Genomic DNA, 22,170 nt, shown 5'->3' with positions numbered 1-22,170 from the left:
TTTCGAATCCGTTACTTGTTGAATGGGTAGATGGTGACACCTTGCACCACACGATTGACTTCACCGGTTGGGCACGGATTGTCCGGTCCAAATCCCAGTTGAAGTGATTTTTCAAATGCCAACATTTGGCAGAAGAGAATGAATGGGAAGCACAGCCACTGATCGCCCAAGTCCAATCTCCCAAATTCAAAAACATCGTCTTCGTTGAGAGACAGTTCTGTGAGAGCAATATGAGCTAATGCTTGTTTGTCGCGGCGGATCTCATTGAATAAATCCAGATCGTACCCACGGGTATAAGCGTCACTTGATAGCAACTGGATCACGACCGCTTTATCGTTAATGGTGAATTTAGGACCATGGCGGAAGCCAAGAGATGAGTCGAAAGCCGTCATCACTTTACCTGCACTTAGTTCAAGCGATTTGAGTGATGCTTCACGGGCAAGCCCTGCAAAACCACCGCTACCAATTACGATTAAACGCTCATAAGGCTGGCTGGCGAGCGCCTTAATAGCAGACTCCCATTGCTCTAACTTGGCTTCGCAAAGTGCTGCTACCACTTCAATTTGTTCATGCCATTGCTTTGGAGATTGACCGCCAAATAACGTCAGCGTAGACATCAACATACAACTAAAGCTTGATGTCATCGCAAAGCTCTTATCATTTGAGCCTTCAGGCATGATCACGCAGCAAGCATTTTGTGCAGTTCGAGCGTAATGAGAGAGTTCCCCGTCACGGTTACACGTCAAGAACAAGTGATGACAATGAGGAACAAGCTGATCGACAAGAGCAACAGCAGCAACGCTTTCCGGGCTATTACCAGAGCGGGCGTAAGAAACGACCAAGGTCGGACGACTCGGGTCCAGATACTGTTCCGGGTTTGACACTAAATCCGTGGTTGGGATGGACTCAACTTGAAATCTCAGCCCCTCTTGAATAAATGGTGCTGCCGCATCGCCGACAAATGCAGATGTGCCCGCACCAGTCAAAATAATGCGTAGGTCTGGCTGCTCAAGCAGAGGCGTTAGAAAATCGCGGATTGCCTCATACTGCTCTTCTAAAATGGTAGAAAGTGCTCGCCATAACTGAGGTTGATGACTGATTTCTTGAGCCGTATGAACACCATTACGTTGTTCTAACCATGGCAACTCATAGCCTAAAACTGAACTCATTTGGTCGTCTCCTTGCTAGCCACTGAATTGGCGTAACAGGCTTCGGAATAGACTTGTGTCACTTCCATAATCTTGTGCACGACAATCTCAGCAGGTTGATTTTGAATTTGATGTTGAGAAATTGCCTTAGCTTGGTTGGGTAAATATTGGCTAAGGATTGTGATTGGCAGAGGGTGAGCAGCTAAGTTGTCAAACAGAGCTTGCTGCGCTGCTTTAACCTCTGGATGATTCCAGTAGTAACGGATGCGATCACTCAAGCTGTAGCTGCAATCGAGATATTGTTGATGCCCTTTGCTGGAGTAGTGAGAACGCCAATAATTAGGTTGCTCTCTCATCACTTGTTCTATGGTTTCGCGTAAGTGAGAAGCATGATGAGCGCCTAACCACTCTTTCTCCGCAGAGTCCAGACCATACAAGGCTTCACGCAAAGCAAATGTGAGAGCTGGACCGACTTTGAGAATCGCAAAATGATCGCGAATCAGTTGGTGATATGCCTCTGGGTTTTGGTAATCCGTAGAATGCGCTTCGAAGACCAGATTTGGTTGGCTGTCGATCATATTGCTTAACGATCGCGCTGCCGCACTGTGGTAGTGATGTACTGAGTGGTGATCAAATTCCACTCCTGGTTGCACCACTAAGCCAATCACACGAGGCCAAACATAGCTAAGCCCGATATCACTGAACGTTTGATGATGAGCATTTAGCGTTGCCAATGCTTCTTCCGCTTTCGTCACTTGAATACCTTCTTCTTCAAGCGAATCAAGAGCACCACCTGGCGTTGGAACTTCCGTGCCAACCACATACACTGGCGCTTCACCACCGACCGTTTTCCATGCTTGCTCTGCCACCAAACATAACTGGGCAGCACGCTGCGCCATTAGCTCTTCACTCAGCGGTACCTCGTCATCGGCACAAGGCATTGAACAATCGAGATGAATCTTCTTAAAGCCCGCGCAAACATAGTCTCGAATCATTTGCGCTGAATATTCCATTGCTTGGCTTGCTGGCAAGTGCTGCCAACAGTTAGGACCAAGATGATCGCCACCCAATACCACGTTCTCAGCGGGAAAATTAACCCGCTCAGCCAAATCAAATACGTGGCTCGCGAAATCTTGTGGCGTCATTCCGGTGTAGCCACCAAACTGATTAACTTGATTTGACGTTGCCTCAATCAAAACCAGTTGCTCATTTTGCGCAGCCTGCTTTATCGCAGCTTCAAGTACTAAGGGATGAGCAGAACACACAGCATAAATACCGGTAAGCTGACCTTGTTTGTGTTGCTCGATTAGAGAAAGTAACGCTTTCATTTTGATTCCTAGTTAACGATTTGATCCGCAATGACGACATCTACGCCAAGTTCAATAAGGGATTGGTGCGTGTTATGGGGAATGTTGCGATCTGTGACCAAGACGTCGATCTGGCTTGCAGCTCGGATCATGCAAAAGCTTTTGCGCCCAAATTTGCTTGAATCGGTGACAGCAATGACTTGGCGAGCAACCTCACACATGGCGCGATTTACTTGAGCTTCTTGATTGTCCGGCGTAGTCACGCCAGCAAGCAGGTCGAATCCGTCCACGCCCAAAAACAGCTTGTCAAAAAGGTAAGATCGAATTTGCTGTTCACCATGGTTACCTATCAGTGAACAAGAAGCGCGACGCAGGCTACCTCCAACCACATGTAACTCGACGTTTTCCATCTTGCTAAGTTGGTAGGCGGTATTGAGGGCATTGGTCATCACAACCAATTGCTGTTTATTGACCAAGTACTGCGGCATAAGACCTATCGTGGTACCGGAATCCAAAATGATCGCTTCACCATCTTGAATAAGGCTCGCTGCAGCCTGTGCTATCGCTTGTTTCGCACTGCGATTAAGTTGATCTTTGCGGTAGAGCGGTTGGTCAAAGGCAAAGTTAGGGTTGAGTGTTGCGCCACCATAACAGCGAAAAACACAGCCTTCTTTTTCTAGAAGATTGAGGTCGTGGCGAATGGTGACAGCCGATACATTGTAATGCTCGACAAAGTCGTCCACTTTTCCTGAACCATGACGACAAATATGAGCCATGATTTGCTGTCTTCGTTCTGCACTGTTCATTCACCAACTCTCCTTTCGTTCCATTTCGCTTTCCGTTAGAAATGTTTCGATTTTCTTTTCGTTGGTATTAAAACAGGGCGAAGTTAGGAAAAGTGAAAGCTAGATCACAGTCATTTTTCTTTCGTTTTCACCCCAAAAAACCTTTCACTTCATGAAAAACGAAAGACTTTTCTTTCGTTATTAAATTGAAAGCAATCACAAAGGGGCGCATAAAAACTCACTTTCGACACAAGGAAAGTGAAAGGCAGGATGAAATAGAGTTAACAGTTGTCGTTTCGAACTACAGCCTGCGCGAGATCACAAAATGCAATATCGGTTATTTCTGTGAAGGTCGATGAAGTCGTTAGAAGGCGTTTTTTTGATGCTGAAGTTGCACAAAGGTTTAAGTCGATCAGAAATAATCTTCACGATATTGATAGAAAAACCAATATCACTAATCACTAATCACTAATCACTAATCAACAATACGTACATCAACGCCCATTGAAGTGAGATGTTCAAGGTAATCGGACGGGATGCCACTGTCAGTAATGAGCATATCAAGTTGCTCTGGTCGGGCAATAAGGCAAAAACTCTGACGAGAAAACTTTGATGAGTCAGTTACAGCAATAACGACTTGTGCTGCGTCAAGCATTCTTCGATTAATGTCAGCCTCACCCTGATGAGGAGTCGTGACGCCAGTAGATTTGTCAAAGCCATCCACACCTAAAAAGAGCTTGTTAAAGCGATAGCCTGCGAGGAAGTCCTCACCACTCAAACCGTGGACGGAATAAGAATTCTCACGCATGGTGCCTCCAGTGACCATAACAGAGACATTACTTTGATTGGCAAGGTGATAGGCGATGTTAATGCCATTAGTCATGACGACAAGATCATTCTTACCTTTCAAGTGATAAGCAATTTGCTCTGTGGTTGAACCAGAGTCGAGAATGATTTTATCGCCGTCCGCAATCAACGAGGCAGCATACTCTCCGAGCTTCGCCTTGATATTACTGTTGAGCTGCTTTTTATCATTGAGAGGACGTTCAAACGCAAACTGATTATTCAACAGTGCTCCGCCATAACAACGTTTGACGCAGCCTTGTTTCTCTAGATAGTTGAGGTCATTTCGAATGGTCACTTCTGACACATCATATTGCTTGGCAAAGTCACTCACTTCACCTCGCTGGGCGTTCTGGATGAACCGCAAAATCTCTTTGCGCCTTAATGATGCGTTTAATTTCATAAAAGTTGATCACCGGTAACAAGCTATAGATGTAATGATAGGTACTCGTATCTGTTTATAATGCAACCTTTCTTTAATGCTATCAAATTGAAATCGAGAGCGTATTCACGCCAAAAAAGACGATAGCATGGCTGTGAGTGTTATACGCTTCAAACTCACATCAACATTTCTTGAACACTCGCCTTGCACTGACTACAATGGCGCACTTTTTTTACGGACTTCAAGGTCACACAAAATGACAGATACAGCTAAACCAGCTCTACCAGATCGCCTAGCGGGTAACCCACGTAGCCCATTCTTCATCAAAGAATGTTTCGATCACCAAATCGGTATCCGTTTTAACGGCAAAGAGCGTACTGACGTAGAAGAATACTGCATCAGCGAAGGTTGGGTAAAAATTGCTTCTCCTAAAGCAAAAGACCGTTTCGGTAACCCAATGCTTATCAAACTTAAAGGCGAAGTTGAAGCGTACTACGTGTAAGCTGACCACGCTGAATTTCTTTGAAAGCTCGAGTCTGACTCGGGCTTTTTTAATGCCTGCCATATCCCCTCCTCGTTTAATCTAATCCCTCTTCTTTTCAGTACAAGTTATTAAGAAATCGATGTAAATCGCTGTTTTTATCTTATTGTTGTCTAAAGTTTCTATAGAACTTACTGTAATAACCATTGCCAAAAGAAACGACACCTTTGAACACAAGGAGAGGAAATGGAAAGCCCACTTGTCACACTTAAACATGCGAGTAAAAGCTTTGTCGATGGTAAAGAGACACATCGCGTGTTGGAAGGCGTCGACTTTACGTTGAACACAGGAGCGAGTGTTGCGCTGACGGGCGCCAGTGGTAGCGGCAAAAGTACCCTACTCAATATCATCGCTGGCTTTGAGCCGCTTTCCGAAGGTGAGTTGTGGTTAGATGGCGATAACACGGCGACTTGGAAAGACCCACAATGGAGCCGATTTCGACACCAAAAGCTCGGTGTTATCTTCCAGCAATTCAATCTGTTAACGCCGCTCAACGTGCAGCAAAACATCGCCTTCCCTCTGCATTTGAATCAACAGAAATGGAACGACTGGTGCGATTACTTGGTCGAGACTCTGGGCATCAGCCAACTGCTCGATAGACATGTTTCTGCCCTTTCTGGTGGTCAACAACAACGAGTTGCGATTGCGCGCGCATTAGCCCACAAACCTAAACTGCTGCTTGCTGATGAACCCACAGGTAACCTCGACCAAAAAGCCGGCTTGGAAGTGATGAAACTACTGAGTGAAATCACCACCCAAGGCAATACGGCAGTGCTGTTAGTCACCCACAGTCCTGACTGCGCTGAGTTTATGAAAACACGGCTGCGATTGGATAATAATCAGCTACAGAACAGTCATCAAGTAAACAAACATGAGCTTCACCATGAAGCAAGCTAAGCTCCAAAACACCAGATTCACGCATACTCGACTCGCCCTGAATCTGTTTGCGGCGCACTATCGGCAGGCACCACTGCAAGCCGCCGCGATTCTGATCGGTATCGTGTTGGCTGTGACCTTGTTTGTTGCGGTACAAGCCATCAACCTCAATGCCAAGCGCAGTTATGCAGAGTCTACCGAGCAGCTTAGCGCACAAGCTCAGAACTTAATTATTCCACCAGCAGGGCAAAACTATCTGCCTGAATCACTCTACTTCACCCTTAGACAAAACGGGCTCAGTGCAGTACTACCTGTAATCGAAGGGCGAGTGAGAGATGAACAAGGGCGTCGCTGGTCAGTACAAGGTAGCGAGTTGATTGCCGCCATCTCTTCGCGTTCTCGGTATTCTGCAAACGGAAAGTCAGCAGAAAACCAACAGAACGTCTCTTTGTTCGACAGTGCTTTACCTTTGCCTGAGCTTTTAGCCGGCAAGCCAATCGTGATGATGAGTCAATCTCAACATCAAAACTTAGGAGAGGTAGAAACCCTAACTCTGGACGACATTCCAACCCAAGTGGTGGTGCTACCCGACGAATGGCAGTTAGGTAGCCGAATGTTGATGGACATTGGTTTTGCCCAGCAACTGCTCAATAAACAAGGACAGCTCAGTTACATTGCGGTTTTCCATTCGGGTGATAAAGGGAATAAAGACATGCAAGCAAATTGGCAGAAGCTGATTGGCGATCAAGGGCAATGGATTTCCAACAATCAAAGCACAGACCTTGGCTCGCTGACCGACAGCTTTCACCTCAATCTCACAGCAATGAGCTTACTTGCCTTTTTAGTCGGGCTGTTCATTGCCTACAACGGCGTAAAATACAGCTTGCTGAAACGCAATCGTCTGTTAGTACAAATCCAACAGGCGGGCGTTGCGCCGAGCATTGTGTTCTCTGCGCTTTTAGTTGAACTCTCTCTTCTCGTTACCATCGGCGCTTCCCTCGGTTTTGTATTGGGCATGCAGCTTAGCCATTGGTTACATCCGACCGTGGCACTAACGCTTGAACAACTTTACGGCGCGACACTGCTGCCCGGCACTTGGCAGTGGCAATGGTGGGCGCAAGCCCTGCTGCTCACGTTAGCCGCCACCCTATTGGCATGTTGGCAGCACTTTAAACAGCGAGTGCGTCAGCCGCTTTCCTCTCATGGCGGATTTTATCAAGCACCTGAAGCTTCTAACGAAAACCAATTGTTCGTGATAGGTGCTGCGTTGACGGCTCTCGCACTCGCAGGGTTATGGCTGAGTGAGCATCACCGCTTCACCATGGCGTGGCTCGGCGTGCTTGTGGTGTCGATTCCTTTGTACTTGCCCAAAACACTCAGCGTATTAGCCAATTGGTGTGAAAAGCGCACCACTTCCGGTTTGATGCAGTATCTGTTTGCTGAGCTGCGCGAGCTGATTTCTCCGCTTTCTCTCGCCATGATGGCACTGCTACTCGCTGTTACAGCCAATATGGGGATGAACACCTTAGTGGGCAGCTTTGAATCCACCCTAAAACAGTGGTTAGAACAAAGGTTGCACGCCGATATTTACGTCAGCCCTGCCCAAGGGGAAATCGCAGATGTAGAGCGCGCATTAGGACAGTTCGACAAGGTTGAGACCGTCTACAAGCAATACTACGTCGACGATAACCTGCAAGGCTTACCGATTTTACTTGGCACCAAAGACAAAGACACCTTAGAGCAAACCATGGTGTTCAAATCGCATTTGGAGAACTTCTGGCAGCGTTTTTACCAAGGTGAATTAGTCGCCATCAGTGAACCAACCGCGGTCAAACTGGGTTTATCACTGGGTAGCGAGCTCACACTTGATGCTGTTCCAAATAAGAACCTGCTTGTGGGGGCGATATTTCACGATTACGGTTCACCCAATGGTGAAGTGTTATTGGCACCCAAATTATGGCAAGAGAGTGGCTTTACCGACCTGCCAACAAGCCTTGGCATTAAAGTATCTGGTGACCCACAAATCGTATACGACCAACTGCGCGAGCAACTGAATCTGCATCCAAGTCAGCTCTACGATCAGGCGCAAATCAAATCCATCGCGTTGGATATTTTCTCGCAGACCTTCGCCATTACACGCGCACTCAACGGCGTGACGTTGATGGTCGCAGTGATTGGCTTGTTCAGTGCTTGTTTTATGTTGCTCGACGCGCGCAAAGCCGCCATTGCAAGGCTGTATGCACTTGGCGTCAGCCGTCGTAAATTAATGACCATGGTAGTCGGACAGATCGTTGCTTTGGTCAGTTTTACTCTGGTTATCGCCCTGCCCCTCGGTGCGATGGTGGGTTACGTGCTGACAGACATCGTCACCTTACGAGCTTTTGGTTGGAGCTTAAATTATCTGTGGAATTGGAGTGACGCGCTGAGCATTGCGGCGATCACCATCTTGGTGGCAGTGATTGCAACCTTGATTCCGCTGTGGCGATTGGTCAGTAAGCCTGTCGTGTCCAGTTTGCAAAGCGAGGTGTTGTGATGGTTCGATTGGCAAGCAAACTTACTCTGTTCATAGGCAGTTTGATCCTATTTGGATGTGAAGATCTCCAACAAAAAAATATGAGCACACAAAATATGGGCGCATTGTTGGGCAGTGGAGACACGCAAAGCGAGAGCAACCCATTCACACCCGTGGAAAAAGGGGTTGAACTCACCTTCCCAGCAGACCATCAAGCGCACCCGAATTTTCGTCATGAATGGTGGTACTTAACCGCTAACTTAATTGATGAAGACAGCAACCCACTTGGCGTCCAATGGACACAATTTCGCTTTGCTACTGCACCGCCTACAGGCGAAGATGACGTGAAGAAAACCGAATGGCAGACTCAGCAAATCTTCATGGCACACAGCGCGGTCACCACAACCGACAAACACTACGCCGATGAAAAATGGTCACGCGATCAAGCCTCTCTAGCCGGCGTCGACACTTCACCATTTCGGGTTTATCTCGATGATTGGCAGTGGACTTCTTCAACCACCGATCTCTTCCCTGCCACATTGAAGGCGAACTCCGAACAGTTTGGCTATTCGTTGACGCTTACTAGCCACGCACCTTATCAAAAACAAGGCGAGCAAGGTTACAGCACCAAAAGTGCCGATGGTCAGGTGGCTTCGTATTACTACAGCCAACCGTTTATTGATGTCTCCGGTGAAGTCACGATCGACGGCAAAACTCATCAAGTGTCGGGCAAAGGTTGGATAGATCGAGAGTGGAGCTCGCAATTCTTACTCGACTCACAACAAGGCTGGGACTGGTTTGCCCTAAGATTGAGTGACGACACCAGCTTGGTGGTGTTCCAATTGCGCGATTCCAAAACCGGACAAGCCAGTTACTCCAGCGCAAGGCTGATGCAGCAAGATGGTTCTGGCATCGCTATCCCACAAAAAGACATTCAGTTAGAGGCAACCAAGCAAACAGAAATCCAAGGGCGAAAGTATCCAACCCAGTGGCAAGTGTCGATTCCTAAGCAACAAATCGAGCTAACCGTTTCTGCACTCAACCCGAACGCGAAAATGCCGCTTTCAGTGCCTTATTGGGAAGGTCCGGTGCGTATTGATGGTTCTCATTCTGGGACTGGTTATATGGAACTCACCGGCTACTGAGCACAAAAATTTCCGTGCACAACCTTGGTTATTCGATTCATAATGATGACATCCTCATCCCCAAGAGCTGTTGAATGCCCTAATGAGCAATATGATTTCGCCAATTCGACAAGTGCGACTCATTTTAGGTGAGCCGTGTCGAGCACTTGAATTTTCGGACATCCAAGAAGACCCATACATCGAACCACATCGTCACGAGTACTGGGAGATTGTCTGGTGCTTGGATAATAGTGGAACGCAGAGCATCGATTTCGTCGAATACCAAAACCGCCTTGGTCGCTTATTTACCATTTCACCAGGGCAGGTTCACCATTCCGAGTTCATGGGTAAAAACATTCGCATGTTGATATTCCGTCCCGGCTTTGCTGAAACCAATCCACGCTGCACGCAGTTGGTGAATAGCGTATTTTCTACGATTGATCGACCGCCGTACCTCGATTGTAGTGAAGAGAGTTTTCCCTACCTAGAATCGATTTACACCCTAATCAAAGAAGAATGTGAAAGAGAGGATTGTGATTGGGATCTTGTCGAATCACTCATCAACAGCTTTCTACGCTATGCATTGCGCTTTGCTAAAACACCATCTCAAAAAGGTGAGCAGAAAGACGCTCGCATCGTACAGTTGACCGAATTAATTGAGCTGCATTATCGCGAACAAAAGAAATGCCAGTTCTACTCCGATGCCTTAGCTCTCACCAGCAAACGTCTAAACGAGTTAGTGAAAGCCGACAGAGGCAAGACGGTCACGCAACTGATTCATGACCGAATCATATTAGAAGCCAACCGAGAACTGGTGTTTTCGACGAAAACCGTCAAGACCATAGCATTTGAATTAGGCTTTGATGACCCTGCCTATTTCAGCCGCTTCTATCGGAAACAAAAAGGAGAAACACCAGCGGAATTTCGTCTCCGATGTTTAGATAGTGCAATATAATGGGCGGATAATCCCTTTTCGCCACGCTTGAATGTACTGATAATACCCGAACATAAATCCACCACATTCGGGTATTTTTCTATTCCATGGCTATCAATCTAAAAACTGATCCCATTTCAAAATCCTTTTATCAGTACCTGTGGCCTGCTCTCACTGGCATGGTGATCAAATCTTTGTTCATCATGGGCGATGCGTTATTTATCGGTTTGGGCGTTGGTCCCGATGGACTTGGTGCTATTGCCTTAGTCATTCCACCGTTTTCGATTTTTACTGCCATCGCCATGATGGTTGGCATTGGTGGCGCCGCAAAAATGTCGATCGAAATTGGTAAAGGCAACTCCGAGTCCAGCCAGATGTGGTTTAGCCAATCCATGTTGGTTACCACTTTGCTATCCACTATCACGGTGACGCTCGCTCTCATTTGGTTAGATGAATTGATTGCCTTGATGGGCGCTTCAGGCAACTTGGCTCAGCTTGCTCATGATTACCTTGTTGTACTGTTGCCGTTTTTTACTCTCTATTCCCTCGCTTGGGTACTGTCTTGCTTTGTGCGTAACGACACCAACCCCAAATTGGCAACCTATGCCATGTCGATTGGTGCCATTACTAATCTTGCATTTGATTACCTATTTATCATCGAGATGAACATGGGGATGAAAGGGGCGGCTTACGGCACCGCCATAGCTCAAGCGGTCATCGCACTGATTTTGTTGACTCACTTTGTGCAAAAGAAAGGCGCTTTGGTACTGAGCTTAAAAGGCATCGGATTCAGCAAAACCAAAGAGATTTTAAGCATCGGTACACCGACATTCTTTATCGAAGTCACGTCTGCAATGACCATTGTTTTGTTTAATTATGTCTTACTGACTCAATTTGGTGAGAGTCATATCATTGCCTACGGCTTGACTACGAACGTCGGTGTGTTCGCCCTCTTTGTCATGGTCGGCATCGCGCAAGCGTGTCAGCCAATCATCAGCTTTAACCACGGCGCAGCTCGCCCAGAGCGCATTGATGAGATCTTAAAACTAGGGTTAAAAACGGCAATTGGTAGCGGCACCGTCTTCCTAATGGGGATTTGGTTATTGGCACCCATAATTGCATCGGTGTACTTAGGTAACAGCAACGACTTGCTCCCACTTGCCGCGACTGCACTCACCTTCTACTTCTTCGGCGTGCCTTTGATGGGGTTAAACATGGTGATTGCTAATTTGTTCCAAGCCATTGCCAAACCAAAGCAAGCAACACTCATTTCATTGAGCCGAGGGTTTGTTTTTGTTGCGTTGGGTGTTTTGATACTGCCTAAGTTCTTCCCCCACAACGGTATTTGGGCAAGCATTCTCTTTGCAGAGTCTTTCACCGCGGTGATCAGCTTGAGCATGTTATTCAATTACCGGAAACGCGCGGTAGAACCAACAAATGCTTTCGCGAGCAGTTCTTAGTTCAACCAAACCCAGCCAAATGATAAACTCGGGTTCTATTTCATTCTGTGATTAAAAGGAAATGCGATGAACCCGATTATTGCGCTGTTGAAAGAGAACAATATCAGCGACGAACAAATCAACGAGATTTTTCAGACTCTGACCCAAAACCCTCTTGCGGCAATGGCAACAATCAGCCAGCTAGGTCTACCACAAGACAAACTACAAATGCTGATGGCGCAAGTGATGCAAAACCCAGTGCTAATCAAAGAAGCGGTGGATGAGTTGGGATTGGATTTCTCAAAAGTTGAAGAAGCAAAAGAGAAGCTTCAAAGCCAAAATCAAGGCAACTAATTCCTTGTATACCTAGGTCACCTCGGATGCTTAGTTAAGTGAGAATCACTTGATTTGAAACCTGCGTTTGAAGTCGCTTGGGCATAGTAGAAAACAGAAGGCAGTTAATCCCAATTGAGTGGGCTTAACTGCCTTTTTGTTATTAGGTTCAAGCCGTTATTTGCTACTTTCTATTCTCACGTATTCTAGCTACGCCAATGGTGAGTTCTCACAATACTTCTGGTCATCCGCAGTCAGTTTTTGCTTACTCGCTTGGCTTAAGTGGTAGTGCACCACCATCAATAAATCATGCGCGTAGAAAAGCTCAAAAGCGTCCTCTCCATTTTGTCGACAGATTGCTTCACAGCGATCAGCGTGCACTTTAGCTTTGAGTGGGTTTCCTGCTTTGAGCAAACTCATGGCTAAGCGATATTCTGCACGCTCTTCTTGCATCCAACCTCCCGCTACCTTCCAATACTCCAGCGCCAATGTAGCAGCCTCTAGCATGTGTTCTGCTTGCGCTTCAGAGCGTGTTTCAAGCTCTTCATATTGGCAGGCAAGGTTGTTACCCGTAATGGCAATTGAACGCGCTAAAGGCTCGGCAGCTTGATCTGAATCTATACCGTTGGCTGCTTTTGCTAACCACGTGCTCGCTTGCTCTAGTTCATTCATTGCTGACAGCTCGTTAGCAATTTGAGCAAACACGCGACGCTGATCGACATCATCTAGATCCGTAATCGGGTCTGTATTTTGATCAACGAAGTACTGTGCAACGGCTTTGGCTCTCTGACGCGCTAGACACTGAGTCGCTACGCCATTTTCGAGCTTATCTAAACTGGAGAGAAACTGGCTTGGGTCGTGCAGATGACCGATTGAAGTGTGCAGCATCAAGGGTAAGATGCGCTCAGCATGGTTAGTGTCTTCCACCTCGCCAAGCGCTTGTTCTAATTGAGTGTATGTTTGTTGTGGCTGCGCTTCATGCTGCTGCCAACTTTGGTTTATGAATGCATCAAAATCCGTATTGAAAGACATATCCTTATTATCCTTTTTCATTGCTCTGGATTGTTTATTAGCACAACAACCCTACACAAAATTTAGCCAAATAAGATAAACCTTGCCGGATTCTGAGAATGGTCTCACTTAAAGTGGCGTGCCCTTCTCCAATGCGAGTAATCGTTGCTTTCGCTCTACCCCGCCTGCATAGCCCGTAAGCTTGCCACTTTTGCCGATCACACGATGGCACGGCACCACAATCGAGATTGGATTTTTACCATTCGCCAGCCCCACCGCACGTACCGCTTTCGGATTACCGATGGCGTTCGCCAGATCTTGGTAACTCCATGTTTCACCATAAGGAATGGTCGTTAGTGCGTGCCACACTTGAGTTTGGAAATCCGTACCTGTCGCAGCAAGGGGCAAGTCAAAATCGTTACGCAGCCCAGCAAAGTATTCTTCCAATTGAGTAACGGTTTGGCTGAGCACGGCATGTTGATCATCACGCTCACCCAACTCGTCTGGTTTGGTGGTACACGTTTCAAACCAAATTCCCAGCAAACCTTGATCGTTAGCTTGAATGGTCACAGCGCCTAACGGACTTGGCATTACCGTATAAAGTGATTTCATGATTGATTCCATAAGTGAAAAGTCGCGTAACTGCCCCAAGGCGACGCAGTATGAGCATTCAATGACGGATAGTTTGGCATGGCTTTCTTCACCACCAAGTCTTTATCTAAAAAACAATCGGGCTGAGATTGGCCACGCAATTGCGCATAGCTCACCGTCCACGGACCAATGCCTTTTAATTCCAGCCATTGCTGCGGATCGGCTTCTGGGTTTTGCTGCATGTACTGAGCAAATCGCACGAGTGTGTCTTTACGGCTTTGCGGCATACGCAAGAAGCTAACATCGGCATTCGCAATGGCTTCTGGCGTTGGAAAGTGGCGCGCTTGCTGATCGTTACTGAGCGTTTCTACCAACAAATTAAGTTGTCCGATAGCCGCTTTGACCGACACTTGCTGCCCCAACACAGCGCGTACACCGGCTTCCCACGCACTCCAGACGCCCGGAATGCGAATCCCTTGGGTTTTCACCAACCCTGGCGCGATGTAATTAAGGTGCTGCTCCACCATGCAAATATCCGCATCAAGGTCGAACATGCGACGCACACCAGACACCAAATTCTGCAATTTAGTGACGTCTTCAATATCGAACTCCATCTCAAGGTAACCCTCCCCTTGAGTGACCTTAAATCGTGCATGGCAATCATCGAGTAGAACATTGCGCTGGTATGCGTCTTGTGTAACTTCTTCCATTCCCTCAATCGCACGCAGACGATAAAAGTCGAGCATGTGTTGCCAGTTCAAAGCGCCGCGATAAGGTAGCACGATTCGATTCGTCCCTACGCCATCAAACTCTTTTCTACGCACTTGAGAAGGCGTTAGCTGAAGGATCTTTTTGAACGCATCATTGAAGCGTCGAGTGCTGTTAAAACCCGCGGCAAAACCGACTTCGGTGACTGACATCGAACTCGAATGCAGAAGCTGCTTGGCAAACATCAATTGCTGATACTGCGCATATTGCTTAGGTGACATCCCCAAATATTGCTCGAACAGCATGCGCAAGTAACGATCCGAGATCCCAAGACGATCGGAGAGATCTGCAAGGGAGTGATGATGTAACTCGCCTTGATCGATCATTTTGATCGCACGTTGGAATGTGGTTTCAACCCCTTTCCAAGCCCATGATCCTGGCGCACTGTCCGGGCGACAACGCAAACACGGACGATAACCTGCCTTCAAAGCTTGCGTCTTGTCAGTGAAGTACTCGACGTTTTCCTCTTTGGGCAAATTGGCTGGACAGATCGGGCGACAGAAGATCCCTGTGGTTTTCACCGCAATGTAAAAACGCCCATCAAAACGGCTGTCACGTGCCATGCGTGCTTTTTGGCATTGTTCGAAGGTCAACGATGTGTGTGGGTGGATGAGCATAGTGCTGTCCTTGCGTACACAGTGGGTGTTTAACGAGTGGGCAACTTGCTCGCCACTCGATCGGTATAACTTCATTGTAGAACGAGGAGTTACTGTAGATTAGCCATTTTCGGAACTCAATATTGAGAAATTTTGGCATTAGTAAATTTGTGCACTAAAGTTAGATCAGAACAACACAACAACGTCGGCTAAAGGGAATTGGCATGGACTTACATACGTGCGTGATTGTACTTAGAAATCACAAGGTTATTACCAGTAAATCAGTCGAGCACTCGATAGGGATTATCGAACGCGACTCTGATAACGAGATTTCAGAAATTCAAATCAATGCGACTGATGGTGTGAATATTCGCACTTATCACTACAGTAGTGTGGAAGACTCGCTTGAAAGCTTAATGAATCTATAAAAACTCCTTTCTCCCTTGTTAATCGTAAAAGCAAAAGAGCACAGCCCCCTGTGTTCTTTTTTTTTGCCCGTAGTACACAGACGCCCTTCCAAAAGACCAACAAAAGTAAAGAATGTCATTCAAAATTTTACCAATTCCTTGATCAAATCCAGCACGTATGAGCACTAAAAACAAATACTTTTAACATTTTAAGTTAATGTATTTAAAAACAAAAAAACGTTCCATCGAATTTATCGAACGAGAACATCAAATTGCCCCAATTTTTTCTTTCTCTCCTCCTACCTACACTGGTTTCAACAGTAAGGGAGTCAGCACTCCTCATCAGAAAAATTCGAGAAAGGATAAAGTCATGAAAGCACTACTACAGAAAATCACCACTTCAAACGCGGGTTACAGCGCACTCGCTCTTCGCATTCCAGTCGGCATCATCTTTATGGCGCACGGCGCACAAAAACTTTTTGGCTGGTTTGGCGGTTATGGTCTTGAAGGTACAGGTCAATGGATGGCATCGATTGGTTTAGGTCCAGGCATGCTGATGGCATTTTTAGCTGGCAGTGCAGAGTTTTTTGGCGGCTTGTTCATCTTGCTTGGTCTACTTACTCGCCCAGCAGCCGTGGCTTTAGCATTCACCATGGTGATCGCCATTTTCTCGGTTCACTTTGAAAACGGTTTGTTTATGTCGAATAACGGTTACGAGTTTGGTCTAGCACTGCTGGCAGCAAGCGTTTCTCTCGCTTTCTCTGGCGCAGGCAAAGCCGCATTGGATGAAACACTTCGTCAGAAACTGGCATAAACGGGAGCAAAAACGACCTTCACAGTGCCACAACTCTCGCTTCAAGAAGGCGACTTATTTATAAACATATCGGCATTTCCGGAAACCCATACAAAAAACCCCTTGGCATCACACCAAGGGGTTTTCGTTTAATTTTGCACTGGATCGCAAAAGCAGAAATTACTCGTCTGCAGGAATGTCCGCAATTTGCTGCAAGCTGTACGCCGTTAACGGGTCAATCTCTTTTACGATTTCTTCAACCTGCTTAATCGCTTCTACAGACGTGCTGGCTTTGCGATAGCTCAAATAGATAGGACGGTACCAATCTTCTACGCCAGACACCTTGTGGAGCTGCCCGCTTGCAATAAACGGCTCTACCAGAGACGCTGGTAGGTATGCGCTGCCACCTTTCTCTAAAACGAAGTCTAACGCGATACGAGCGGTAGAAGTGCGAAGGTAAGGCGCTGGGATTTTCGGGTGACGTTCCGCGTGCTCTGAAGCGAAGCGCGTACCCCAATCAACGTAAACGTATTTCTTGTTAAACACCGTATCAAGAGAATCTTGTTCGGTAGACACAAGCACCAACACCACGTCAGCAACTTTTTTGCAGTTAAGCTCATCCGCTTTGATTTGATCGAAGGCGAATGCCATATCGAGTGTGCGCTCAAGCAGGCTGCGGCTGAGCATCTCACGCCCCATGACTTCTGCCATAAAGCCATAGCCACCAAATGAGTCTGTTACCACACTCAAACAGTTTTGCAGATAAGCATCCCAAATGTTCGGCGTACCACCCATGGTGAGCTGCAACGCTTTGCCATCTTCGAGGGATAATTCGAGTTTGGCTTGCTGCAAGGTGGTCACCATCACCTCGGCATAGCCTATTAAACGTTCACCTGCGGAGGTCAACTTTATGTTATTTCGATCACGAATAAACAACTGCGTATCGAAATAACTTTCGAGTTGTTTGATGCGTGCGCTCACAGCGGCTTGAGTAATGTACAAGTTCTCAGCAGCTCGTCCGAAGTGACGAACCTTTGCCAGCTCTAAAAATGTTCGAAAGACCTTTACATCCATAAACCATCTCCTGGTCAATATAAAACCAGATTAACAACTAATTAAAATTTTGACGACAAAAAAGTTTTGTTTTTCTTTTGTTAGCTTTGCGCCTAATTTTCGCCGTAATTCATCACATTCATCAATAACGGTTACAGAGGCTGTTGATATGTCTGACACTGAATTTCGTCATGGCAAAAAACGTTTTTACGACAACGTAAAATTCCCACGCGGCTTTGCAAAGTCTGGCGATTTTACTCTTTCAGAAGAGGAAATCCTAACAATTTATGGGGATACTATGCTTGGCCTAGAGTCAGGCGAGTTGACACCTGAGAACAGCGAAGAGAAACACTTCGTAAAAGTTCTGGAAAACCCAGGCAAAGCGAAAACTAAGATCGAGCGCACTTGGTTAAAATACACACAATTAGCTCGTGGTCGCAAACGCTTCCACACGCTAAATGGTCGTAACAAACCAGAGGCGACAGATGACTACGCAGAAGAGAGCCTAGCAGAAGACGATTAACCGACTCTGCCAAGCCTTAATGCTTGGTTAATCCCCAGAATGTTTCATTCTGTGGAGTTGCAAAAATTTTTCTTTTCCAAAAGCCCAGAGGTGTTTCACCAAAGGGCTTTTTCATTTTTTAGTAAACCTATTTATCCGGCGAGCACTCACTTCGCCAGCATGGCGACCTTCTTCAAGAAGCTGTCTTTAAGATGCTCTTGGTCATACTCCAACTGATAGGTGTTGTGGAAACCCACTTTGAGCTCCACGCCATTGCCTCTCAGAAACACGTTATAGCCGTCGTAATCAGAAAAGGCTTCTACCCCTTCATACATCTTGCCAAACTCGGTAGGAGTGCCGTTGTTCATCACACATTCGTATGCTTGCAGCACTTTGGTTGCGTCTAAGTCGTTTTTCATTGCGATTCCCTCAGCAATAAACACACTTTAAGTATGGTTAAGGAAGAAACGCCGTGCCACACCATAGATTGCGTGAGATCATAACTTCGGCATTTTTCTTCCCTTTCTCCTACGCAACTCGGTTCAATTTGGCTCGCTCATTCAGCCCAAAAACTTAATTTCAGTCATAAATTTTAAACGCTAATCAACTAGTCTGACGCCCTCTATATAAGAGGGTAATTGCAAGAAGCAAACGTGAAAACTGTTGAGAAAAGCAACATTGGTTAAAGAAAAAGCAAAATTTTGACCTAAAACAATAGCAGATCGTCATTACTTATTTTATAATGCGAATTAATGTTTCAGGACATCTTAAATTCCAATAACTAGGGGCACAAAATGAGACTTATCCCGTTAGCTCAAGCAGCACAAGTAGGCAAGTGGGCAGCAGCACACATCGCTAAGCGCATCAACGACTTCAAACCAACTGCTGAGCGTCCGTTCGTTCTGGGTCTACCTACTGGTGGCACTCCTCTAGCAACTTACAAAGCATTGATCGAACTTTACCAAGCAGGTGAAGTGAGCTTCGAACACGTTGTGACTTTCAACATGGACGAGTACATCGGTATCCCTGCGGATCACCCAGAATCATACCGTTCATTCATGTACAACAACTTCTTCAACCACGTAAACATCCAAGAAGCGAACATCAACCTTCTTAACGGTAACGCGGAAGATCACGAAGCGGAATGCCAACGTTACGAAGACAAAATCAAGTCTTACGGCAAGATCAACCTATTCATGGGCGGCGTAGGTAACGACGGTCACATCGCATTTAACGAGCCAGCATCTTCTCTGTCTTCTCGCACTCGCATCAAGACACTAACTGAAGACACTCGTATCGCGAACTCTCGTTTCTTCGATGGCGACATCAACCAAGTTCCTAAGTACGCACTAACTATCGGTGTTGGCACGCTACTAGACGCTGAAGAAGTGATGATCCTAGTAACTGGTCACAACAAAGCACTTGCTCTACAAGCAGCAGTAGAAGGCAGCGTAAACCACCTATGGACGGTTTCTGCACTTCAACTACACCCTAAAGCAGTGATCGTTTGTGATGAGCCTTCACAACAAGAGCTTAAAGTGAAGACTGTTAAGTACTTCTCTGAGCTAGAAGCGGAAAACATCAAAGGTTTCTAATCCTTCGGGTAACAACCAAAGATAAACGCTGAATCCACAAAACCCGTGAGTCATCACGGGTTTTTCGTTTTTAAAGACTGGAAGGTTTAGGAATTTAAACAACCGCTAGCGAGGCGTTTAATAAGCTTGAATACCAAACTGGCGCAGACGTTTTGGCAATACCTCATCGAGTTTATCTAACTCACTCGGTTCGACCTCAATGAGGTTGAAGTTATGCTGCTCGTACACCGCACGAATCTTCTCTCGCTCCGCTTCTAACATCTCACCGGTGTCGCTGCCCCAAAACTGCAGATAGACTTTGCCACCCGGAAGGTAGAAATCGCTTGTCACCTCTTGGTCGATCGGCAGCTGACGCTCATAAGCGTGTACTACCCCTGCCAAATACAGCCAGTTATCGATCAGCAGTTCTCCTTTAGAACGAACATAATGCCCGTCTAAAGTGCGATGCTTAGCTTCAAACTTCTGGCGAAAACTAGAAAACGACTTATCTGTGGAATGGGACTCGGCATCTTGACCTAAAAACTCAATCACAGACTGCTTGAGTCGCTTGTTACGCAGCACTACGTCGTGCCACACCACAAAGGTATTCTGCGACTCTTTATCGGTTCTCTGCTGCCCACCAGCGCGGATTCCGGCTTCGGTTAAGCTCCAACCCTCTTCGGATTTGCTTATCCAACCTAATTCACTTAACAGCTGGTTCATGCGTTTGGCATTGAGCTTCAGCTTCTCACCCAACTGGGTTGCGCTGTAGGTTTTGCCAGACGTTGCGGCAAGCTCGATGTGCAAGTTGGTCGGCCAAACAATGAACTGCCCAAATTTAGGGTGATCGACATACTCACCGCCAAACTTGGCGCCCTCTTCGGTCAAAATCCATTTCTCGTCTTGGCGAACGATGTAGCCTGCGCGTTTCAGATCAGTAAACAGCAGCTTGGCTTCTATCTGACGCATTTTTGCCAGCGCCGACGTCGATATTTTTTCAGACACGATTCATGCCTCCTGCTACTGTTTGAAATAAGGTAATGACTTGGATATTAACGCATTGATTTCATTGCTTGAAGTAAGAATAGTTGGGATTTTCTATCCACAACAAAAAAGGAGCACTTTGGCTCCCTTCTCTACATCGAATTGAATCGGCTTAATTATTCGCGAGTTTGGCAAACTTGCTATAGGTACTGATTTTGCCGTTGATGTACTCGATACCACTGTGCACATTGTTTTCGGTGTGACCAACAATTTGGTATTCGACGATGAATTCACCGCTGATGACTTTGATAAACAAGAAGCCGTCGCTGACCTTCCATAAGCCCTGTAAACCGCGCTCACTGAACAAGTCTTTTTCCACCAGCGTGCCATTTGGTTTGAGCTCTAAAATCGATGAGAAACCGTCGACATTCACTTTTACCCAAGGTTGTTGATGCACTTCGTAGCTGAGGATTTTGCGGCGTGTTTTCGCCCACTCACGCAGTTCTTGCTCTTGCGCTGGGGTAAGAATTGGCAGGTCTTCCATCTCCAATAGGGTGTGATGTTTTTCGTACCAGAAAAGTTGCAGATGGAGTAATTTCATTCAGATTAACGGGGTTTCATAACGACAAAGCGCAACTTTGCGCCAACCCTGATGGTAAGTCAACCAATGAAACGAAAGAGTGCAGTTTTCACGAGGGTCAAAAACTGCACGTTCCCACGATGGGAAAACGGTGCCCAATAACGAGCACCGGAGCATGTAAGTGTCTATACGACCCAGAAAGAATTATGCGGCAAACAACCTAGGTAATTCCGCATGATCACACGCTTGATTTAAGCGCTGTTGGGCGGTTTGAATGTGCGCACGCCAATGTTCATCTTGCGCCCACATCTCAATCACCAGTGGCACGACGCAGTCTGTCTCTTTGAGTGTGCGGAAGATGGCATCGAAGTTTACTTCACCATCGCCAATCACCAGATCGCGGAACTGACCTTTGTATTCCGGCGTCACACGATAGGTGTCTTTAAGGTGGATTTGGGTAATGTGTGGCTTACTCAATTTCAGTTCGGTGCACACGTCGTAATTCCAACCCGAGATGTTGCCCACGTCTGGATAAGCGGTGAAATACGGCGAATTCACTTCGCGATTGAGCACCTCAAACTTACTCAATGAATTGAGGTAATCGGTGTCCATGATTTCGACAGCAAGCATCACACCTGCGCGCTCTGCCAGTTTCGCCGCTTCCTTCATACCTTCAATAAAACGCAAGTGGGTAGCACGGTTTGCTGGCTCGTAATACACATCGTAGCCAGCCAATTGAATGGTACGGACGCCAAGTTTGTACGCCAATGCGATCGCCTTTTCCATGTGCAGCACGGCTTGCTCGCGTATCTTCGGATCAGCCGAGCCAAACGGAAACTTACGGTGCGCGCTCAAACACATTGACTGCAATGGCATGCCGTAGCGTTCACACTGATGACGCAGAGTGTAAATCGTCTCGTCGTCCCAATCTAAGCGGCTGCGGCGCTCGTCTGATTCGTCCACCGAGATTTCAAGAAAGTCGAAGCCCAACTCTTTGGTCACGCTGAGCTTTTCTTCCCAGCTTAACTCGTTCGGCAACGCTTTCTCATACAAGCCAACACGATGACGTTGTAGGTTCTGATACATG

23 protein-coding genes are annotated in these 22,170 nt (G+C 46.6%); 11 read left to right on the top strand and 12 right to left on the bottom strand.

Annotated elements, in window-relative coordinates; all coding sequences use genetic code 11:
* Positions 1–11: 11 nt before the first annotated feature.
* The 4 genes from OH463_RS04790 to agaR (OH463_RS04775) form a co-directional block, all read right to left on the bottom strand.
* A complete protein-coding gene (locus OH463_RS04790) occupies positions 12–1,169 on the bottom strand; it encodes an SIS domain-containing protein (protein WP_005448944.1) in 1,158 nt (385 codons plus the stop codon).
* The gene (locus OH463_RS04785; protein WP_050921774.1) at positions 1,166–2,476 is read right to left on the bottom strand and encodes a D-tagatose-bisphosphate aldolase, class II, non-catalytic subunit; all 1,311 of its coding nucleotides are present in this window, start codon (positions 2,474–2,476) and stop codon (positions 1,166–1,168) included. Before OH463_RS04785 ends, OH463_RS04790 begins: the two co-directional genes overlap by 4 nt.
* Before the next feature lie 8 nt (positions 2,477–2,484).
* Positions 2,485–3,261: a transcriptional repressor AgaR gene (agaR, locus tag OH463_RS04780; RefSeq protein WP_005448941.1), complete on the bottom strand. Its 777-nt coding sequence runs from the start codon at positions 3,259–3,261 to the stop codon at positions 2,485–2,487.
* Positions 3,262–3,715: 454 nt separating this feature from the next.
* Positions 3,716–4,486: a transcriptional repressor AgaR gene (agaR, locus tag OH463_RS04775; RefSeq protein WP_009696595.1), complete on the bottom strand. Its 771-nt coding sequence runs from the start codon at positions 4,484–4,486 to the stop codon at positions 3,716–3,718.
* Positions 4,487–4,721: 235 nt separating this feature from the next.
* Here agaR (OH463_RS04775) and OH463_RS04770 point away from each other — a divergent pair, with 235 nt between their 5' ends.
* The 7 genes from OH463_RS04770 to OH463_RS04740 all read left to right on the top strand — a co-directional run bounded on the left by OH463_RS04770 (position 4,722) and on the right by OH463_RS04740 (position 12,245).
* Entirely contained in the window at positions 4,722–4,967 is a 246-nt protein-coding gene (locus OH463_RS04770) for a DUF3297 family protein (protein ID WP_005448935.1), read from the top strand.
* Between the two features lie 225 nt (positions 4,968–5,192).
* On the top strand, positions 5,193–5,903 hold the full coding sequence (locus OH463_RS04765; RefSeq protein WP_005434248.1) for an ABC transporter ATP-binding protein: 711 nt from the start codon (positions 5,193–5,195) through the stop codon (positions 5,901–5,903).
* Positions 5,890–8,415: an ABC transporter permease gene (locus OH463_RS04760; RefSeq protein ID WP_269990915.1), complete on the top strand. Its 2,526-nt coding sequence runs from the start codon at positions 5,890–5,892 to the stop codon at positions 8,413–8,415. The genes OH463_RS04765 and OH463_RS04760 overlap by 14 nt, the downstream gene beginning before the upstream one ends.
* A complete protein-coding gene (locus OH463_RS04755) occupies positions 8,415–9,539 on the top strand; it encodes a lipocalin-like domain-containing protein (RefSeq protein ID WP_269990673.1) in 1,125 nt (374 codons plus the stop codon). The genes OH463_RS04760 and OH463_RS04755 overlap by 1 nt, the downstream gene beginning before the upstream one ends.
* Before the next feature lie 82 nt (positions 9,540–9,621).
* Positions 9,622–10,473, top strand: a complete 852-nt coding sequence (locus tag OH463_RS04750) for a helix-turn-helix domain-containing protein (RefSeq protein WP_269990671.1) — start codon at positions 9,622–9,624, stop codon at positions 10,471–10,473.
* An 86-nt stretch (positions 10,474–10,559) separates the two neighbouring features.
* Positions 10,560–11,912, top strand: coding sequence for an MATE family efflux transporter (locus OH463_RS04745; protein ID WP_269990669.1), 1,353 nt, complete (start codon positions 10,560–10,562; stop codon positions 11,910–11,912).
* A gap of 66 nt (positions 11,913–11,978) precedes the next feature.
* On the top strand, positions 11,979–12,245 hold the full coding sequence (locus tag OH463_RS04740) for a DUF2999 family protein (protein ID WP_005448923.1): 267 nt from the start codon (positions 11,979–11,981) through the stop codon (positions 12,243–12,245).
* Between the two features lie 189 nt (positions 12,246–12,434).
* Here the strand turns inward: OH463_RS04740 and OH463_RS04735 are convergent, their stop codons facing one another.
* The 3 genes from OH463_RS04735 to OH463_RS04725 all read right to left on the bottom strand — a co-directional run bounded on the left by OH463_RS04735 (position 12,435) and on the right by OH463_RS04725 (position 15,211).
* Positions 12,435–13,256, bottom strand: coding sequence for a hypothetical protein (locus OH463_RS04735; protein WP_050907250.1), 822 nt, complete (start codon positions 13,254–13,256; stop codon positions 12,435–12,437).
* A 108-nt stretch (positions 13,257–13,364) separates the two neighbouring features.
* The gene (locus OH463_RS04730) at positions 13,365–13,847 is read right to left on the bottom strand and encodes a methylated-DNA--[protein]-cysteine S-methyltransferase (RefSeq protein WP_269990666.1); all 483 of its coding nucleotides are present in this window, start codon (positions 13,845–13,847) and stop codon (positions 13,365–13,367) included.
* Complete coding sequence (locus OH463_RS04725; RefSeq protein WP_269990665.1) at positions 13,844–15,211, bottom strand: DNA-3-methyladenine glycosylase 2 family protein; 1,368 nt, start codon at positions 15,209–15,211, stop codon at positions 13,844–13,846. The genes OH463_RS04730 and OH463_RS04725 overlap by 4 nt, the downstream gene beginning before the upstream one ends.
* Before the next feature lie 203 nt (positions 15,212–15,414).
* On the opposite strand from OH463_RS04725, the gene OH463_RS04720 reads away from it, so the two are divergent.
* Both OH463_RS04720 and OH463_RS04715 read left to right on the top strand, forming a co-directional pair.
* Positions 15,415–15,618, top strand: coding sequence for a hypothetical protein (locus OH463_RS04720; RefSeq protein ID WP_005448910.1), 204 nt, complete (start codon positions 15,415–15,417; stop codon positions 15,616–15,618).
* A gap of 349 nt (positions 15,619–15,967) precedes the next feature.
* Positions 15,968–16,411, top strand: a complete 444-nt coding sequence (locus tag OH463_RS04715; RefSeq protein WP_005448907.1) for a DoxX family protein — start codon at positions 15,968–15,970, stop codon at positions 16,409–16,411.
* Positions 16,412–16,570: 159 nt separating this feature from the next.
* Here the strand turns inward: OH463_RS04715 and OH463_RS04710 are convergent, their stop codons facing one another.
* Positions 16,571–17,464, bottom strand: a complete 894-nt coding sequence (locus OH463_RS04710) for a LysR family transcriptional regulator (protein WP_009696587.1) — start codon at positions 17,462–17,464, stop codon at positions 16,571–16,573.
* A gap of 148 nt (positions 17,465–17,612) precedes the next feature.
* Between OH463_RS04710 and OH463_RS04705 the strand changes: the two genes are divergently transcribed.
* A complete protein-coding gene (locus tag OH463_RS04705; RefSeq protein ID WP_009696586.1) occupies positions 17,613–17,966 on the top strand; it encodes a DUF413 domain-containing protein in 354 nt (117 codons plus the stop codon).
* A gap of 146 nt (positions 17,967–18,112) precedes the next feature.
* Here the strand turns inward: OH463_RS04705 and OH463_RS04700 are convergent, their stop codons facing one another.
* Entirely contained in the window at positions 18,113–18,364 is a 252-nt protein-coding gene (locus tag OH463_RS04700; protein ID WP_009706732.1) for a DUF3081 domain-containing protein, read from the bottom strand.
* 375 nt (positions 18,365–18,739) lie between these two features.
* Between OH463_RS04700 and nagB the strand changes: the two genes are divergently transcribed.
* Positions 18,740–19,540 carry a glucosamine-6-phosphate deaminase gene (gene nagB / locus OH463_RS04695; protein ID WP_005448902.1) on the top strand — a complete coding sequence of 267 codons (801 nt, stop codon included), beginning with the start codon at positions 18,740–18,742 and terminating at the stop codon, positions 19,538–19,540.
* 117 nt (positions 19,541–19,657) lie between these two features.
* Here nagB and OH463_RS04690 read toward each other — a convergent pair whose 3' ends face one another.
* The 3 genes from OH463_RS04690 to OH463_RS04680 form a co-directional block, all read right to left on the bottom strand.
* Positions 19,658–20,524 (bottom strand): glycerol kinase, encoded by an 867-nt coding sequence (locus OH463_RS04690; protein ID WP_269990660.1) that lies wholly within the window; start codon positions 20,522–20,524, stop codon positions 19,658–19,660.
* Between the two features lie 151 nt (positions 20,525–20,675).
* A complete protein-coding gene (locus tag OH463_RS04685) occupies positions 20,676–21,104 on the bottom strand; it encodes a hypothetical protein (RefSeq protein ID WP_005434695.1) in 429 nt (142 codons plus the stop codon).
* A 183-nt stretch (positions 21,105–21,287) separates the two neighbouring features.
* Positions 21,288–22,169, bottom strand: a complete 882-nt coding sequence (locus OH463_RS04680) for an L-ribulose-5-phosphate 3-epimerase (protein ID WP_199481754.1) — start codon at positions 22,167–22,169, stop codon at positions 21,288–21,290.
* Position 22,170 lies beyond the last annotated feature (1 nt).

It is taken from the genome of Vibrio sp. NFR (assembly GCF_027587095.1).
GTDB classification, from domain to species: Bacteria; Pseudomonadota; Gammaproteobacteria; order Enterobacterales; family Vibrionaceae; genus Vibrio; species Vibrio harveyi.
The sequence above is the reverse complement of the archived record's forward strand: the minus strand, read 5'-3'. Positions and strand labels throughout refer to the sequence as shown.

Excerpts from the sequence above, each read along its gene's own strand:
- OH463_RS04790 (WP_005448944.1), bottom strand. The coding sequence starts at position 1,169 with ATGAGTTCAGTTTTAGGCTATGAGTTGCCATGGTTAGAACAACGTAAT.
- OH463_RS04785 (WP_050921774.1), bottom strand. The coding sequence starts at position 2,476 with ATGAAAGCGTTACTTTCTCTAATCGAGCAACACAAACAAGGTCAGCTT.
- agaR (WP_005448941.1), bottom strand. The coding sequence starts at position 3,261 with ATGAACAGTGCAGAACGAAGACAGCAAATCATGGCTCATATTTGTCGT.
- agaR (WP_009696595.1), bottom strand. The coding sequence starts at position 4,486 with ATGAAATTAAACGCATCATTAAGGCGCAAAGAGATTTTGCGGTTCATC.
- OH463_RS04770 (WP_005448935.1), top strand. The coding sequence starts at position 4,722 with ATGACAGATACAGCTAAACCAGCTCTACCAGATCGCCTAGCGGGTAAC.
- OH463_RS04765 (WP_005434248.1), top strand. The coding sequence starts at position 5,193 with ATGGAAAGCCCACTTGTCACACTTAAACATGCGAGTAAAAGCTTTGTC.
- OH463_RS04760 (WP_269990915.1), top strand. The coding sequence starts at position 5,890 with ATGAAGCAAGCTAAGCTCCAAAACACCAGATTCACGCATACTCGACTC.
- OH463_RS04755 (WP_269990673.1), top strand. The coding sequence starts at position 8,415 with ATGGTTCGATTGGCAAGCAAACTTACTCTGTTCATAGGCAGTTTGATC.
- OH463_RS04750 (WP_269990671.1), top strand. The coding sequence starts at position 9,622 with ATGAGCAATATGATTTCGCCAATTCGACAAGTGCGACTCATTTTAGGT.
- OH463_RS04745 (WP_269990669.1), top strand. The coding sequence starts at position 10,560 with ATGGCTATCAATCTAAAAACTGATCCCATTTCAAAATCCTTTTATCAG.
- OH463_RS04740 (WP_005448923.1), top strand. The coding sequence starts at position 11,979 with ATGAACCCGATTATTGCGCTGTTGAAAGAGAACAATATCAGCGACGAA.
- OH463_RS04735 (WP_050907250.1), bottom strand. The coding sequence starts at position 13,256 with ATGTCTTTCAATACGGATTTTGATGCATTCATAAACCAAAGTTGGCAG.
- OH463_RS04730 (WP_269990666.1), bottom strand. The coding sequence starts at position 13,847 with ATGAAATCACTTTATACGGTAATGCCAAGTCCGTTAGGCGCTGTGACC.
- OH463_RS04725 (WP_269990665.1), bottom strand. The coding sequence starts at position 15,211 with ATGCTCATCCACCCACACACATCGTTGACCTTCGAACAATGCCAAAAA.
- OH463_RS04720 (WP_005448910.1), top strand. The coding sequence starts at position 15,415 with ATGGACTTACATACGTGCGTGATTGTACTTAGAAATCACAAGGTTATT.
- OH463_RS04715 (WP_005448907.1), top strand. The coding sequence starts at position 15,968 with ATGAAAGCACTACTACAGAAAATCACCACTTCAAACGCGGGTTACAGC.
- OH463_RS04710 (WP_009696587.1), bottom strand. The coding sequence starts at position 17,464 with ATGGATGTAAAGGTCTTTCGAACATTTTTAGAGCTGGCAAAGGTTCGT.
- OH463_RS04705 (WP_009696586.1), top strand. The coding sequence starts at position 17,613 with ATGTCTGACACTGAATTTCGTCATGGCAAAAAACGTTTTTACGACAAC.
- OH463_RS04700 (WP_009706732.1), bottom strand. The coding sequence starts at position 18,364 with ATGAAAAACGACTTAGACGCAACCAAAGTGCTGCAAGCATACGAATGT.
- nagB (WP_005448902.1), top strand. The coding sequence starts at position 18,740 with ATGAGACTTATCCCGTTAGCTCAAGCAGCACAAGTAGGCAAGTGGGCA.
- OH463_RS04685 (WP_005434695.1), bottom strand. The coding sequence starts at position 21,104 with ATGAAATTACTCCATCTGCAACTTTTCTGGTACGAAAAACATCACACC.
- OH463_RS04680 (WP_199481754.1), bottom strand. The coding sequence starts at position 22,169 with ATGTATCAGAACCTACAACGTCATCGTGTTGGCTTGTATGAGAAAGCG.